This is a genomic window from Streptomyces sp. 8K308 (genome assembly GCF_004348315.1).
GTDB lineage: Bacteria > Actinomycetota > Actinomycetes > Streptomycetales > Streptomycetaceae > Streptomyces.
Window position 1 is genome coordinate 1 of record NZ_SMKC01000178.1, and the last position, 13,939, is coordinate 13,939.

At 72.0% G+C, this 13,939-nt stretch carries 12 protein-coding genes and 2 pseudogenes; 3 read left to right on the top strand and 11 right to left on the bottom strand.

Translation table 11 applies throughout. From position 1 onward, the window contains the following. A pseudogene (locus E1265_RS22440) lies at positions 1-224 on the bottom strand (hypothetical protein); the annotation flags it as partial. Positions 225-502: 278 nt separating this feature from the next. Here E1265_RS22440 and E1265_RS22445 point away from each other — a divergent pair. Further along, entirely contained in the window at positions 503-2,191 is a 1,689-nt protein-coding gene (locus E1265_RS22445) for a DUF6119 family protein (RefSeq protein WP_132932688.1), read from the top strand. Positions 2,192-2,211: 20 nt separating this feature from the next. Here the strand turns inward: E1265_RS22445 and E1265_RS22450 are convergent, their stop codons facing one another. Then, complete coding sequence (locus E1265_RS22450) at positions 2,212-3,327, bottom strand: SGNH/GDSL hydrolase family protein (RefSeq protein ID WP_207931168.1); 1,116 nt, start codon at positions 3,325-3,327, stop codon at positions 2,212-2,214. 122 nt (positions 3,328-3,449) lie between these two features. Continuing rightward, positions 3,450-4,601, bottom strand: a complete 1,152-nt coding sequence (locus tag E1265_RS22455) for a beta-1,3-glucanase family protein (RefSeq protein WP_132932690.1) — start codon at positions 4,599-4,601, stop codon at positions 3,450-3,452. 47 nt (positions 4,602-4,648) lie between these two features. Between E1265_RS22455 and E1265_RS22460 the strand changes: the two genes are divergently transcribed. Next, positions 4,649-5,863 carry an SLC13 family permease gene (locus E1265_RS22460; protein ID WP_132932691.1) on the top strand — a complete coding sequence of 405 codons (1,215 nt, stop codon included), beginning with the start codon at positions 4,649-4,651 and terminating at the stop codon, positions 5,861-5,863. A 60-nt stretch (positions 5,864-5,923) separates the two neighbouring features. On the opposite strand, the gene E1265_RS22465 is transcribed toward E1265_RS22460, so the two are convergent. Further along, a complete protein-coding gene (locus E1265_RS22465; RefSeq protein ID WP_132932693.1) occupies positions 5,924-7,120 on the bottom strand; it encodes a cytochrome P450 in 1,197 nt (398 codons plus the stop codon). A gap of 51 nt (positions 7,121-7,171) precedes the next feature. On the opposite strand from E1265_RS22465, the gene E1265_RS22470 reads away from it, so the two are divergent. Further along, positions 7,172-7,774 carry a hypothetical protein gene (locus E1265_RS22470; RefSeq protein WP_132932695.1) on the top strand — a complete coding sequence of 201 codons (603 nt, stop codon included), beginning with the start codon at positions 7,172-7,174 and terminating at the stop codon, positions 7,772-7,774. Here the strand turns inward: E1265_RS22470 and E1265_RS22475 are convergent. The 7 genes and pseudogenes from E1265_RS22475 to E1265_RS22505 all read right to left on the bottom strand — a co-directional run. Then, the gene (locus E1265_RS22475) at positions 7,771-8,235 is read right to left on the bottom strand and encodes a hypothetical protein (RefSeq protein WP_132932697.1); all 465 of its coding nucleotides are present in this window, start codon (positions 8,233-8,235) and stop codon (positions 7,771-7,773) included. The two genes, E1265_RS22470 and E1265_RS22475, sit on opposite strands and share 4 nt — an antisense overlap. An 83-nt stretch (positions 8,236-8,318) precedes the next feature. Next, a complete protein-coding gene (locus E1265_RS22480) occupies positions 8,319-9,899 on the bottom strand; it encodes an alpha/beta hydrolase (protein WP_243741016.1) in 1,581 nt (526 codons plus the stop codon). A gap of 8 nt (positions 9,900-9,907) precedes the next feature. Then, positions 9,908-10,303, bottom strand: coding sequence for a hypothetical protein (locus E1265_RS22485; RefSeq protein WP_132932701.1), 396 nt, complete (start codon positions 10,301-10,303; stop codon positions 9,908-9,910). Between the two features lie 62 nt (positions 10,304-10,365). Then, the gene (locus E1265_RS22490) at positions 10,366-12,420 is read right to left on the bottom strand and encodes a tetratricopeptide repeat protein (protein ID WP_243741017.1); all 2,055 of its coding nucleotides are present in this window, start codon (positions 12,418-12,420) and stop codon (positions 10,366-10,368) included. Between the two features lie 235 nt (positions 12,421-12,655). After that, positions 12,656-13,294, bottom strand: a pseudogene (locus E1265_RS40775) (DUF6879 family protein). Next, positions 13,287-13,556 carry a hypothetical protein gene (locus E1265_RS22500; RefSeq protein ID WP_132932703.1) on the bottom strand — a complete coding sequence of 90 codons (270 nt, stop codon included), beginning with the start codon at positions 13,554-13,556 and terminating at the stop codon, positions 13,287-13,289. The pseudogene E1265_RS40775 and the gene E1265_RS22500 overlap by 8 nt, the downstream one beginning before the upstream one ends. A 287-nt stretch (positions 13,557-13,843) precedes the next feature. Further along, on the bottom strand, positions 13,844-13,939 hold a 96-nt coding region (locus E1265_RS22505; RefSeq protein ID WP_132932704.1), incomplete at its 5' end, for a DUF2399 domain-containing protein.

The window sequence follows — 13,939 nt, forward strand, 5'->3', positions numbered from 1 at the left end:
GGCTGAGGGGGCTCCACGTTCCCGCCTCGCGGCGCTGGCGCCTCCGCGCCCTTCAGCTCCTCCATCTCGTCCAGCTCCAGGCGGCGGTCGTACTTCTTGACGATTTCCCGCAGTTCGGCGCGGAGCTGGGTGGCGCCGGCCTGGTCGCCACGGCGCTTGGCGACGCTGATGGCGGTGCGGTACTCCGCCATCTGGTCTTCCAGTTCTTCGAGCGACTCGGCCATGGGGCCAGCGTACCGGCCCCCACTCAACGCCTCAAGACTCCAATCTCTTCCAATAATTTGCGTTATCGAGTGGCTGGGGCTACGGTGAGTGCCAGGTCGCGGCTGACCCATCGTCACCTTCGATCGTCCTCTTGTCGTGTCTGGTTCCAGCGCGCGCGGTTCCCCCTGGTCACCGCCGCCCCCGCGCCACGCGAACGTCCATCCGGCGCACCCCGCACCGCCCCACGCCGTCACGCACCGTGTTCCACGGTGCCCACATCCGCAGGAGCAGCACACCCATGTCCGCGCTCTCCCCCGTGCCGACCTCGGTCCGCACCCTGTATCGGCTCGTCGGCGTTGACCCCACCGTCGAGGGCATGTTCGACGCCCTCTCGGCCGCCAAACTGGACGAGATCGGCGCCGACTTCCGCGTGCTCGAAGACTTCGGCGTGACCGCCGTCGCGGTGCACGGGTGCTTCAGCAAGGAGGAGTCGAGCTGGTGCGCCGACTTCTCCCAGCTCACCGGGTGGCCGGTGAGCCATCCCTCGCTGCGTGGCGCGGCCCTGGTGCTGCTCATCGTCGACCGCGAGGTGTTCGCGCTGACTTACGGCGAGGGCTTCCGGCTGGTGCGGGACCGGTTCAAGGACCGGCGCTTCGGCCTGAAGTTCGTGATCCGCAGCATCGACCCGGACGACATTCGCGCCGCCGTCTCCCGTACTCCGGGGCGGGGGCGCACCGACATCTCCGTGACGCCGGGCGGCGCGCCGGTCAGAACGCTGGACCTGGACAGGGTCACCAAACTGGTCCAGCGCATGGAAGGGCGGCTGGTCAGGCCCGAGTTGACGGTCGAGCGCGCCGGGGGCAGCCGGGTGCACGGCGCCGAGGGCGGCGCCGGGCTACGGCTGCCTTACGGCGCGGTTCCGGCGTCGCTGGTCGCGGACATCCGCGCCATCGCCAGGACCTGCCGGGAGGAACCGCCGCTTCCTGAGCTGGAGTTCGTCGAGTCTGTGGTGGCGCTGAGGGACGCCGACACGGTCGGGCGGCTCGACGCGCGCCTGGACCAGGCGCTGGGAACCCTCGACGGCGTGCTGATCGGGGCGGCCGTCCCCGACGACTGCCTGGCGGACTTCGGCATGGCCCGCGCCATCGGGGTCCGCTTCGACTCGGGCGAGGAGTGGCGGAGCAACGTCTTCGACCTGGACTACATTCGGGGGCGGCTGCGCTTCCACCGCCCCGGCCGGCGGGCCGCGGCGCTCCGCGAGGCCGTGGTGACCCTCTACCGGGACAGTCGGGCGAGGGCGGGCGATGTCATTCGCCGGGAGCGCCTGGCCCGTTTGGTCGAGGCCGACCTGCTCGGGCGGGACGGGGGCCGCTTCGTCCTGGTGGAGGGCGTGTGGCACGAGTTTGACGCCGCCTATCTCGCGAGGCTCGGAGCCGCGGTCGAGCGGCTGATGCCGGCGTGCCCGTCCCTGACGTTGCCGGTCTGGCCCGACGGCATGGACGAGGGTGCGTACAACGACATGGCGGGCGACCACCCGGGCTTCGTCTGCCTGGACCAGAAGCTCGTCACCACCCCGTTGCACCGGTCCCGGGGCGTCGAGATCTGCGACCTTCTCGCACCCGACAACACGCTGGTCATGGTCAAGCAGGCGGGCGGCTCGTCGCCGCTCAGCCATCTCTTCAGCCAGGGCATGGTGGCCGTCGAGGCGCTGCTGCACCAGCCGGAGGCACGCAAGGGTTTCGCCGAGCGGGTGACGGCACTGGGCAGGGGCAGGCGCCTACCGGACGGTTTCCGCCCGCAGCGCGTGGTGTTCGCCATCCGTCTCAAGCGTCGCGTCGGGCTGACCCCGGCCACGCTCTTCCCCTTCGCCCAGGTCGCGCTCGTCCAGGCGGCCCGCACGCTGGAGTCGTACGGCGTGCGGGTGGAGGTCGTCGGCATCCCGTCCGAGGCCGAGCCGGCGGCGGAAGCCGGTCGGCGGGCCGCCTGAGCGGCCGGTCGCCCGGCTCGTCACCAGCGCAGCGGGAGCGTGGCGACGTAGGCGTCGAGCAGGCCGGAGATGATCCGGTGGTCGTGGGCCGAGGGGTGCCAGTCGCAGCCGAGGTGGTCCAGCGCCGGGTCGTCGTAGTACCAGTAGCCGACTCGGCGGTCGCCGCGTCGCCCGCGGACCTCGACGACGTGCTGGGCGGCCCGGGCGAACGCCGTGGTGTTGTGGAGGGCCGCCGCGCTGACCACGATGAACGTGTCGCGGCCGTACCGGGCGCGCAGGCCGTCGATGAAGCGCAGGTAGGCGCGCTCGTAGTCGGCGACGAGATCGTCCTCCGTGGCCCACCGCTCGCCCGGACGGAGCGGGGTGGAGAAGTCGTTGAGGCCGAGACCGATCACGACGAGCTGCGGCCGCCAGGTGTGCGGCCGGCGCCAGACGTCGCCGGCCACGTTCAGCAGGGCGCGGTCGTAGTAGGTGCGGTAGTCGACGTCCGGGCTGTGGCCGTCGTAGTTGCGGACCATGCCGAGGCCCGAGTAGGCGTTGATCTGATGGTCGGCGCCGAGGCTCCTGGCGGTGAGGGCGCCGAAGGCGAGGTCGGTGTTGGTGTTCCGGTTGACCCCGCCGTTGGTCGAACAGTCGCGGGTGTCGGAGACGTTGCCGTAGCCGGCGGTGTTGGAGTCGCCGATGAACTCGATCTGGCGGCTCCGCGCCCGGGGCGGGGCGAGGATCGCGCCGCGCGGGGCGGCGACGAAGCCGCCGAACCTGCCCACGGCCCACGGGCTTTCGGTGCGCTTGACGAGCCGCACGGTGTGCTCGGTGTCGACCAGGTCGTGGATCCAGGCCGTGGTGCGGCCGGGGGTCACCAGGGTGGTGGCCGTCACACCGTCGATCTGGATGTCGTAGTCGTTGTCGGCGTCGTCCAGGACGAGGCCGACGCCGGTGCCGCGGAACCGGCCCTCGAAGGAGACGCCGGGCCAGCTGTACTCCGCGAACCCGCCGGCCGCGCGCCTGATCCGGCCCACCGTGTGGTACCGCGCCCGGGCCTCGGAACCCAGCGAGGTGGCCGGGGTGGCGGCGACCAGGCTCGCGGCGGCGGCCGCGATCAAGGTGCGGCGGGCGAGCGGGCGTTGGTGCGACATGTGACCACCCTTCGACGTGCCGGGAGCGCTCCCAGCCACGGTCGAAGATGGACACGTCCGGCTCGGACGTCAATCCCCCGCGCGGCCGGCGCCGGCACCCGTGCCGGCCGCGGCGGGTCCCGTCAGAACGGGGTGAGCGTCAGGGTCATCCGGCTCGGCGCGTTGTCCTCGATGTACGGCGCGAAGCCGGCGACGTCGTCGAAGGCGAAGGCGTAGGCCCGGCCGTCCACGGCGGCCGCGTGCAGGACGCGCGCGTAGTGGTGGGCCGGGTCGCCGCGGTAGAAGTCGGCCGGAGCGGTGGTGGGTTGGCTGGGGTGGCTGATGGCGGTGGTGCGGTTGAGCGCGGCGGCGAGGATCGCGGCGACCGGGCCGACGATCGGGTCGTTGGGGGCGTGCAGGGCGCCGTCGCAGAACAGCACGTCGCGGGTGGCGGGGCGGGCGAAGGACACCTGGCCCGGGCCGTTGCAGACCAGGCGGTCGCCGCTGACCCGGCCGGTGAAGGTGCCGGCGTTGGTGGTGACCCGCAGGTCGCGGGCGGCGTACTCGGACCACACGCGGTCCACGTAGGGCGCGAAGTAGTCGCGCGGGAAGAGGCCGGCGTCCAGGCCATGCCCCGGCGCGAGGACGCGGCGGTCGCCGAGGACGAGCGGCCCGAAGGTGGGGTGGCCGGCGAGTTCGGAGAACGCGGCCGTGCGGGCGCCGTCGCGGAGGGTGCCGGCCGTCTGGTCGCGGGAGCCGGTGAGCCGGATGGCCAGCGGCACGCTGAACATGTCGACCATCGTCGTGTTGCAGTACATGCCGTCCGGCCGGTAGGTGAACTCGGCGCAGTCGTGCAGCACCTGGTAGCTGGGGTCGGACGGCACCCAGCCGGCCGGGTAGGCGAGGGCCGGGTTGCCGTTGCCGTCCGGCACCGCGCGGAACCTCAGCTTCTCGCCGAGCGCCACGTAGATCCGGCCCGAGAGGTACGGGAGTTGAATCGTGGTGTCGCCGGAGGCGGCCAGCGGTATGGCGTAGTCGGTGTAGCCGTCGGGGCCGTTGTCGGACAGCGAGACCGGCAGCAGCCGGCCGTCGGGGGCGACGCGCACCTGGCGGGTGCCGTCGTTGCCGACGATGTAGACCCAGATCGAGGCGTTGGCGAACTGGCCGGTGCGGTTGACGACGGTCAACGGCAGCGGGGCGGCGGCGTGCGCGAGCCCGGGCCGGAGGGCGAGGGTCGACGCGCCGAGGGCCGCGCCGAGCGCGGCGCCCCGGAAGACGTTGCGGCGGGAGAGCATGGGGGACTCCTTCCGGCCCTCCACGCACACGACATGAAGGGCATGAGATGAGAGCGCTCTCAGGTCGTCTCCCCCTCCCACTCCCGCTCCATCCGCTCGACTGGCTGGCCGCGGCCCTGCTCGCGCTCGGCCTGCTGTTCCTGGCCACGGGCGCGCTGCCCGCGCAGGCGGCCGGAGACGCCATGGCACGCGTCGCGCCGCTGCTGGCGTTCCTCGGCACGGTCATCGTGCTGGCCGAACTCGTCAGCCTGGCCGAGGTGTTCGACGTCGTCGCGGCACGCGTGGCGCGGGCCGGCGGCGGCAGCTACCTCCGACTCTTCCTGCTCTGCGTCGCGTTCGCGTCCCTCACCACGATCGCGCTCAACCTCGACACCACGGCCGTGCTGTTGACGCCCGTCATGCTGGCGCTCGCCGCGCGCGTCGGGATCGCGACGGTGCCGCTCGCCATGACGACGGTGTGGCTGGCCAACACCGCGAGCCTGCTGCTGCCGGTCTCGAACCTGACGAACCTGCTGGCCGCCGACCGTGTCGCGCTCTCCCCGCTCGCACTCGCCGGCCGGATGTGGGCCCCGCAGGCGGCGGCCGTCGCGGTGACGGCCGCCTGCCTGTGGGCGTTCTTCTGGCGCCGCGGCCGGCGCGGCGCCGAGGCGTACGAGGCGCCCGCCGCGCACCGGCCGGCCGACCCGGCGCTGTTCCGGATCTGCGGTCTCACCTGCGCCGGCTTCCTCCTCGCCATCCTGCTGGCCGACGCGCCGCTGTGGATCGCCGCCGGCGCGGCGGCGGCCGTCGCGGTGGCCGCGTTCGCGGTGCGCCGGCCCGCCGTGCTCCGCGTCTCCCTCGTGCCGTGGCGGCTGTTGGTGCTGGTGCCCGGGATGTTCCTGGTGGTGGAGACGATCAACGCGCACGGCCTGCACGAACTGCTGGCCTCGGCGGTGGGCACCGACGACGGTCTGCTCGGCATGCTGCGCGCGGCGGGCGTCGGCACCGGCCTCTCCAACGTGCTGAACAACCTGCCCGTCTACCTCGCCGGCGAGTCGGCGGTGCCGGTCGGCAACGAGGACCAGCTGCTGGCGCTGCTGACCGGCACCAACGTCGGCCCGGTGATCACCCCCTGGGCGTCACTGGCCACCCTGTTGTGGTTCGAGCGCTGCCACGCGGGCGGCGTGCGGGTGCCGGTCCGGACGTTCGTGGCGACCGGCACGGTGCTGGCGCTGACCGCCGTGCCAGCGTCGGTGCTGGCGCTGGCGGTGCTGGGCCGGTGACCCGGGGCAGGTCAAGAAGGCGCTCACCGCCGGCATCATGCCCACTCGGCGCCGCGGCTCCTACCGAGGCTGAGCCGTGACCGGCAGGCTCCGCAGCCCCCGAATGACGAACTCGGGGCGGCGGGCCGGCTCTTCGGCGAGCCGCAGCCCCGGCAGCCTGGTGACCAACGCCTCCACCGCGGCGGAGATCTCGGCCCTGGCAAGCGGCGCGCCGACGCAGTAGTGGATGCCGGCGCCGAAGCCGAGGTGTGGGTTGGGCGAGCGTCCGATGTCGAGCCGGTCGGGCTCGGCGAAGACGTCCGGGTCACGCGCGGCGGCGCCGAGCAGCGCGGCGATCTTCTGCCCGGGCTCCAGCCGGTAGCCGGCCACGGTCGTGGGTGCCACGGCCGTCCGCTCGAACAGCTGCAGCGGCGCGTCGTAGCGGATCAACTCCTCGACGGCGGTGGGCAGCAGCTCCGCCGGCGCGGCGACCAGGCGGTCCCACTGGTCGCGGTGGCGCAACAGTGCCAGCACGCCGTTGCCGATGACGTTGACGGTGGCCTCGTGGCCGGCCATCAGCAACAGCACGGCCGTGCCGACGAGTTCGTCGTCGGAGAGCCGGTCGCCGCCGTCCCGCACCGCGACCAGGTCGCTGATCAGGTCGTCGCCGGGCACGGCCGCGCGTTCCGCGGCCAACTCCCGCAGGTACGCCACGAACTCGGCCGCCGCGGCCTCGGCGGCGGCCGCGCCCTCCGGAGGCAGGCCGTACTCGTACATCTTGACGATCGCGTTGGACCACGGCTGGAGCCACGGCCGGTCCTCGGCCGGCACGCCGAGCAGTTCGGCGATCACCTCGACCGGCAGCGGCCCGGCGAGGTGCGTCAGCAGGTCCGCCGCGCCGTCGGCCGCGATGGCCGCGGCCAGCCCGTCCACCATCCGGCCGGCCACCGCCCTGAGGCGCGGCTCGAGCCGGGCGGTGTGCCCCCGGTTGAACGCCGCCGACACCAGCCGGCGCAGCCGGGTGTGCCGCGGCGGCTCGCTCTCGAGGAGCGAGTTCCGGTGCAACAGGTTGAACGCCGGGAACGCCGCCGCCGGCTCCTTGTCCCGCCAGATCCGTCCGGCGTCCCTGCTGCGCAGCACGGCGGCGCATGCCTCGTGCGACACGGCCACCGACAGCCCGAGCCCGTCGTGCCAGTGCACGGGCCCGCGCCGGCGAAGCGCGGCGAAGGCCGGGTAGGGGTCGTCGAGGAACACCGGATCGGCGGGGTCGAAGCTCACCCTTGGACGGTACCGCCCGGGGCGCCTGCCGCGGTGGCTATGGTCGACGCCATGGATCCCACGGTCAGCTCGCTCGTCGTCGCCGTCGTCGGAGTCCTGGGCACCCTGCTGTCCGGCCTGCTCGCCCACCGGGGTGCGCTCCGCTCCAAGGCACTCGAACTCGACCGCCAGGCCGGCGAGCGGGAAGCGGAACGCCAGGCCCTCGAACGCCGCGAACTGCTCGAACTACGGCGGTCCTCCTACACCACGTTTAACCAGGCGCTACGCCAGTTCCACCTGGCGCTCAGCCGTCACCACCGCTGGCTGGCCGAGGGAACGCGCCCCTCCCCCGAGACACCCGACCTCGCGACGGCCCGTGACGCCCTGCGCCTGGCCTACGCGGACGCCCAGATGGTCGCCTCCGACGCCGTCCTCAAGGCGGGCGGCGACACCTACTTCCTGCTCCTCCGCCTCGACCGCCTGCTCACCCCGGAGGCCACGCCCGAACAACTCGACGACGCCGCGTCGCTACTGGGTCGGGGGTCGGAGGGCCTGTACGAGGCGCGGCAGACCATGCGGAGGGATCTGGGCATCACGGACCTGCCGATAGCGCGCCCCGAGGGCCACGGAAGGGTTCGGCGACGGAACGAGGGCAGTCCAACCGTCGATGGCTAGCCGAACTGCTGCTGTTCGACGCCGGGGGGCAACAGGCATGGAGTCTCCACTGTGAGAAGCAACTGGGCATCCCCGTTGTCCTCCGCTGTGACCGACTGATGGTCTTCCGGATGCCAGGCGTCCACCGCATTGGCGGGAGTCACTTCTGGGTCTGAGCGAAAGCCCTGGATCTCCAGCCCAGCTTCTTCAAGTCTGTCGCGGATGGCTCGGACCGCTTCTGCTCTGCGTTCTGGTGCGATGTCGGCGCGCACCGAGTACATGAGAAAGAACCGCCCGTCGTCAGCCACCTCGTCGTCACGCCCGACACAGTTGTGGAAACTGGCCATCTCCGTGTCACTGACGATGTCGGCGTCGGCCGTTCGAGCCATGGAATCAGCCCAGTGGACAGCCCATTCCTCTGCCTCCGACCGGCTCATACGAGGAAGAGGGTCGTTGATTCCGCCAGTATCCGCGCTGCTCATTGCACAGCCTCCCAAGGCCAGTGCAGCCACCGCTGCAAAAGCTACGCCCTGCGTCTTCATCAGCCTCTGCGAACTATTCGTAGTCATTCCGTCGCCACATCCAGTGGAGGTTCACCAGCGATGATGCGTCCCATGTTCTTCAGAGATTGGCTACTGGCTTCCCAGTAGGCGCTGTGCCCTGAGGTATCGACAGGCATCTCCCGAACGTCGCCGAACCAGAAATGTTGTGGCGAACGGCCGAGTGTGAGGCCGGAGAGGTTGTGCGCCACCGGGTCGTCGGAGGCCGCACCCACCCAGAGTCTGTCCGGGGAGATGTGCAACTCGTCGACGTTCGACACCGTCATGCCGGGGCTGCCCAGGACGATAATGTCGTCGGCTCCCAGCCCCTCGCCCCCGGCGTCCGCAGCGCCAACGGTGGTTGAGCCATAGCTGTGACCCACCACGGTGAGATGGTTGTTGGGTCCATCATGAGCTGCCCTGAGGCCTGCGGTGAAGTCACGGAGTTCCGGGGCTGCCTCGTTGGCGCGTTCCCGTGTCATCACGCTGTCCGAGATTTCCGGGGCGTCGTAACCGAGCCAAGAAATGACGGATACCTCACCCAGATTGCGTTGCCGAGCCGCCTGCTGCATTGTCCCGATTCGATCAATCTGCCCCTGCATACTCCCGAGATCCGTCGTCGTCCCCGGTACCAACACCGCCGTGTGCGCCGCCGTGTCCGGGTTGCCCTGGGCGACGATCGCACGCCCGTCGTCCTGGGTGCCGAAGCCGAGCAGGTACAGCCGCTGTTCGGCCGGCGCGTTCGTGCGGCTGTCCAGTGTCTCCTGGAGCCTGGTCAGGCCGTCGTAGATGAAACGGTCGTGATAGCCAAGCTCATCCTCCCGCGCCCGATAGTCGTTGAGCTGGGCATCCAGCGCGGCGCGGTTGGCCTGGTCGCGGGTTTCGGCGGGGAGGCCGTCGAGGGCACCGATCTGCGCGGGGTAGGAGGCCAGCAGTAGGTCGCGTTCCAGGTCGGTGAGGCCGGACCACCAGCGTGCCGCCTCCGCCGGGGGCCCGTCCGTCGGGATGTCGTCGGCCGAGATCCCGATGCCGTGTGTCTCGGCGAGCCGCGCCGCCGCGTGGTCGGCGATGTGGGCGCCGTACTCCTTGTCGAGGGTGAACGGGTCGAGCTCGCGCAGCGCGCGCCCTGCCTGGTTGCTGGCGTCCCGAGCTTCCTGGATGGCTTCGTCGATCCGCGCCTGGTGGCCGGCCACCTCAATGGATTCTCGGAGGAGTCGGTCCTGGTCCGCGAAGTCGTCGGGACTCGGCTCACCCGGGCGGGCGAGGACGGTGCCGTCCTCGCTGACGCGGTGGCCGGCGTCCTCCGCGTCGGCGACGGCGTTCCTGAGGCGCTGTTGTGCCGCCTGCATCCTGGCCCGTGCCTCGTCCAGGATGGCGGCGAGCAGCAGGGCGTTCCGGCTGGCGGTGGTGAGGATCGACTGGGTGACGGCCATGGCGTGCAAGCCCGTGTCGGCCGACTGACCGGCCCATTCCGCGTCGATCAGCGGCTGGGAGACGCGGGCGAGTGAGCCGTCGTGGGCCTCCTGGCAGGCTTCGGCCAGCCGGCGCCAGGCGGAGACCGCCGTGCCGAGCGGGTAGAAGTCCTGTGTCAGCAGTTCGCGGTACATCGCGGGCATCAGACGGTGCCCCAGCCGCGGAAGGTGGCGCGGAGTTCCTGGTCGAGGCCGACCATCGCGGAGGTGATGGCGCGCAGTCCTGTGGCGTGTTCGGGCAGGCGGTCGGCCATGTCACTGAGGGCTGCTCCCCAGCCGGCTCCGCTCTGCCCCAGCTGTTCCCCGAGCGTCCACTGCCGCAGGGACTCGGTGGCTGCGGCGGTGTCGCCGATGGCGCGGTCGAGGACGGGCCGCAGGTCCTCGTGCGCGCTCTCGGAGGCGGCGGCGGAGGCGAGCAACTGGTCGACGGGGACGCTCAGGTCGGGTGCGGCGACCGGACCCTCGCCCGGCGTCCGCTGCGCGGCGATCTCGGCGCGCGCGAATGCCTGGGCTTCCGCCCACTCCTCGTGCCAGCCCACGAGCCTGTTCCCCTCCGTACGTGACGCCTGTACGCGGAATGTAAGATATCGGACGCGCTCGGCTACCGACCCCGCAGGCGGCGCTCGACGCGGTCGCGGAACCCGGTGGCGCGGGGGTCGTCGTAGGGGGCGGTGAGGCGTAGCGCCTCGGCCCGGTGCGTGGCGGCCTGGTCGGGGTGTTCGGGGTCGAGCGCGTCGGCGAGGGCTTCGAGGGCCAGGGCCTCGTGCCAGGGGTCGGCGAGTTCGCGGAAGGCGGCGGCGGACTGGCGGTGGAAGTCGGCGGCCTCGTCGTGTCGGCCGAGTGCCTGGTAGGTCCGGCCGGCGCCGAGCCATGCCAGGGCCTCGCGGCTGCGGTTGCGCAGCCGGCGGTTGAGGGAGGCCGAGCGCTGGTAGGAGGCCAGGGCGTCGCCCTGCTGGCCGAGGGCCAGTTGGGCGTCGCCGAGGGCGAGGAGCCAGACGGCCTCCGCGAACTGGTTGCGCAGGGTGAGGGCGATGTCGACGGCCTCCTGGGCCAGGCGCAGCGCCTCCTCGGTCCGGCCGCTCTCGCGGTGGATGTCGCTGCGGGTCCACAGGATGTTGCCCTCGTTGAGCCGGTTGCCGACGGCGCGCTCGAAGGCCAGGGCCGGGTGGCCGGCCTCCTCGGCCTCGGCGAGTCGGCCTGCCCGGTAGTGGGTCAGGGCGAGGTTGGCCTGGGCCACGGCCGCGTACGAACCGGCTCCGACGTCACGGAAGATGGTGGCCGCCTGCTGGAAGTGGTCGCGGGCGTCCGGCAGGTGGCGGCGGCTCAGCTGCACGAGACCGAGGAGGTTGAGGGAGTTTCCCTCGCCCGACCGGTCGCCGAAAGCGCGCCGGATGGCGAGGGCGGAGCGGTAACAGTGCTCGCTTTCGGCGAGTTGGTTGAACCGGGCGTGGCACATGCCCAGGTCTTCGAGCAGGGTCGCCTCCCCGGCCCGCTCGCCCTCGCGCCTGGCGGCCGCGAGGCCGATGCGGCAGGCCGTGAACAGGTCGACGGTGGGTGACGAGGGCGCCTTGGCGTTCCACAGGACGGCGGGCAGAAGCCAGGCGTGGCGGTCCAGCCCGGCGCTCGCGGCTGTCCTGACGCAGGCCACGAGGTTGCCGTGCTCGCGCTCCGCCCAGACGGCGGCGGTGTCGTAGTCGGGGAAGGCGAGGGGGGTGACGAACTCAACCGGTGGGTCGAGGGGTTGGTGGTTCTCGGCGGGGTCGAGCCGGCTCTGGGCGGCGTCGGCGGTGTGCAGGTACCAGTCGAGGACACGCCGCAGCGCGGCCGTGCGCTCGGCCGCCGGTTCCTCGCGGCGGGCCTGGTCGGCGGCGTAGGCGCGGAGCAGGTCGTGGAACTCGTACCGGTCGGGGGCCGGTTGGTCGAGCAGGTGGGCGCCGACCAGGATGTCGAGGAGCTGGCGCGCGCGGCTGGCCCGGGCGCCGGCGAGTGCGGCGGCCGCGTGCAGGCTGAACTGGGGGTTCGGGTGGAGGCCGAGCAGGCGGAAGAGCCGCGCGGCCTCGGGTCGCAGGGCGCGGTAGGACCAGGAGAAGACCGTGCGTACGGCCGCCGCTTCGTCCTCGTCGACCACGCTGAGGGCGTCCCAGAGGGCGGACTCGTCGCGCAGCTCGGCGATCAGGTCGTCCAGGCTCAGGTGGGGATGGGTGACGGCTCGCTCGGCGGCGATCCGCAGGGCCAGGGGGAGACGGGCGCAGAGCCTGGCGAGATCGGCCAGTTTGGCGGCGTCGTCCTCGGGCCGGTATCCGGTGGTGACGGCGCGGAGCAGGGCGACGGCCTCGGGCTCCGGGAGGGTGCCGAGGGTGAGGCGGTGCGCACCGTCCTTTATGGCAAGACCGGACAGGCGGCTGCGGCTGGTGACGACGGTCAGGCAGCCGGCGCTGCCGGGGAGCAGGGGGCGGACCTGGGCGGCGGTGGCCGCGTTGTCCAGCACGATCAGCATGCGCCGGTCGGCGAGGAGGGAGCGGTAGAGGGCGGCCGCCGCGTCCGGCTGGGCGGGGATGGCTTCGGCCGGGACGCCGAGGGCGGTGAGGAAGCGGTGCAGTGCCTCGTGGACGGTGACCGGGTCGTCCGGGTCGTAGCCACGCAGGTTGATGTACAACTGCCCGTCGGGGAAACGGTGTTGTGCCTGGTGCGCCCAGCGCAGGGCCAGCGACGTCTTGCCGGCGCCCGCCGTGCCCGCGATGACGCAGAGCGATACGACGAGGGGAGCGCCCTCGACGCCGGGCAGAACGGCGTCGAGCCGTTCAAGTTCCTCGGTCCGGTTGACGAGCCTCGAATGTCGCCCAGCAGTTGACGGGGTCTGGGATGGCCGGCGGCGTCGCGCTCGTCGATCGTTACTCCTCCTCGGTGGTCAGCCGGGGCGGGGGAAGGGGAGCCACTTCTCGCGCGAAGTAGGAGGACAGGTCCTCGCCGCGTTCGAAGAGGGCGCGGGTGAGGTCCTGCCAGTCGTCGACGAGTTGGGGGTCGGTGAAGCGGACACAGCCGTCGAGCACGCCTTCGTCGGTGTAGACGACCTCGTAGAGCGTCTCCCCGCCGAGCACGACCAACTCGGGCAACGGACGATCGACTTCCAGGGCGTGGAGCTAGCCCGCTTCGACGATCCTAATGTCCTCGCCGCCGTCCTCGGCGTTCAGCAGGAGGGAGTGCAGCTCCCACTGGATGTACGGCGTGAACGGCTTTTCGACCACCCGCACCCGGTGGAAGACGGTGCCGAGCCGCCTGTCCTGCTCCGCTTCCTCGCGCAGGCCGGCCCGCCGGCCTTCGAGGAGGCGCAGCGCCTCCGCCCAGTCGCCTCGGCCCAGGGCCGCTCTGCTGGGGCTGTCCTGTTCGACGAAGTGCTGACCGCGCTCCAGCTTCCAGGAGTCGCGTCGGTCGAGTCGGGTGTAGCGCTGCCAGAAGTCGGCCGAGTAGGCGGGCTGGTCGAGCCGCACCCCCTGGGCTCGGTCGAGGCGAGGGGGATGGAGGTCAATCATCGGGAATGTCCGCTTTCGCCGCGCTCAGCATGTTGCCGGGGAGGATGACGAGTCGTTCGTCCGGTGCCAACCCCACGCCCTCGGGGAGACGGGAGCGGTAGTCGGCGGTGAGGTCGCGTCCGATCACGGCTATGTCGCCGTTGTCCAGCTGCCAGATGTCCGGGCAGCCGGTCTTGCCGTCGGTGTTGCCGAGTTCCTTGGCCGACCTGCCGAGCCGCCGCGCGAATAACGCGGACGGGTCGGCCTCCCAGGGACGCGCCATGACTGCCTCCGTGCACGTGTCCGAGGCACACGCCCGCACACGCGTGTACCGCGATTCAGCTTACGAAGGGGCCTGCACGCGCTACAGTGCCCGGCCTCCAGGTTGGCCATTTTGGGTTAATTTCCCATGCCACGTGCTTATGCCGCGCCCGGTCGGAGCTCGGGATGAGACGGCGGAGCGTAACAGTGCCGGATGGGGCGGAGCCCTCGCCTTCCGCGGCCGGCGCGGGGAAATGGGATCAGCCGCCGGCGGACGCGGGTGCCCGGCGGGGGCCGGGCCGCCCGCCCTCAGCCGAGGTCGGCCAGGAGGAGGTCGAGGACGGACTCCTCCTCGACGCGGAGGCCGGTGCGGGTGAGGGCGGTGGTGAGGGGTGGGTCCCAGGG

Coding starts and splice junctions, on each gene's coding strand:
- E1265_RS22475 (WP_132932697.1), bottom strand. CDS start 8,235: ATGAGCAGCGCGGATACTGGCGGAATCAACGACCCTCTTCCTCGTATG.
- E1265_RS22450 (WP_207931168.1), bottom strand. CDS start 3,327: ATGTCGCACCAACGCCCGCTCGCCCGCCGCACCTTGATCGCGGCCGCC.
- E1265_RS22480 (WP_243741016.1), bottom strand. CDS start 9,899: ATGTACCGCGAACTGCTGACACAGGACTTCTACCCGCTCGGCACGGCG.
- E1265_RS22455 (WP_132932690.1), bottom strand. CDS start 4,601: ATGCTCTCCCGCCGCAACGTCTTCCGGGGCGCCGCGCTCGGCGCGGCC.
- E1265_RS22470 (WP_132932695.1), top strand. CDS start 7,172: ATGGATCCCACGGTCAGCTCGCTCGTCGTCGCCGTCGTCGGAGTCCTG.
- E1265_RS22460 (WP_132932691.1), top strand. CDS start 4,649: ATGAGAGCGCTCTCAGGTCGTCTCCCCCTCCCACTCCCGCTCCATCCG.
- E1265_RS22500 (WP_132932703.1), bottom strand. CDS start 13,556: ATGGCGCGTCCCTGGGAGGCCGACCCGTCCGCGTTATTCGCGCGGCGG.
- E1265_RS22445 (WP_132932688.1), top strand. CDS start 503: ATGTCCGCGCTCTCCCCCGTGCCGACCTCGGTCCGCACCCTGTATCGG.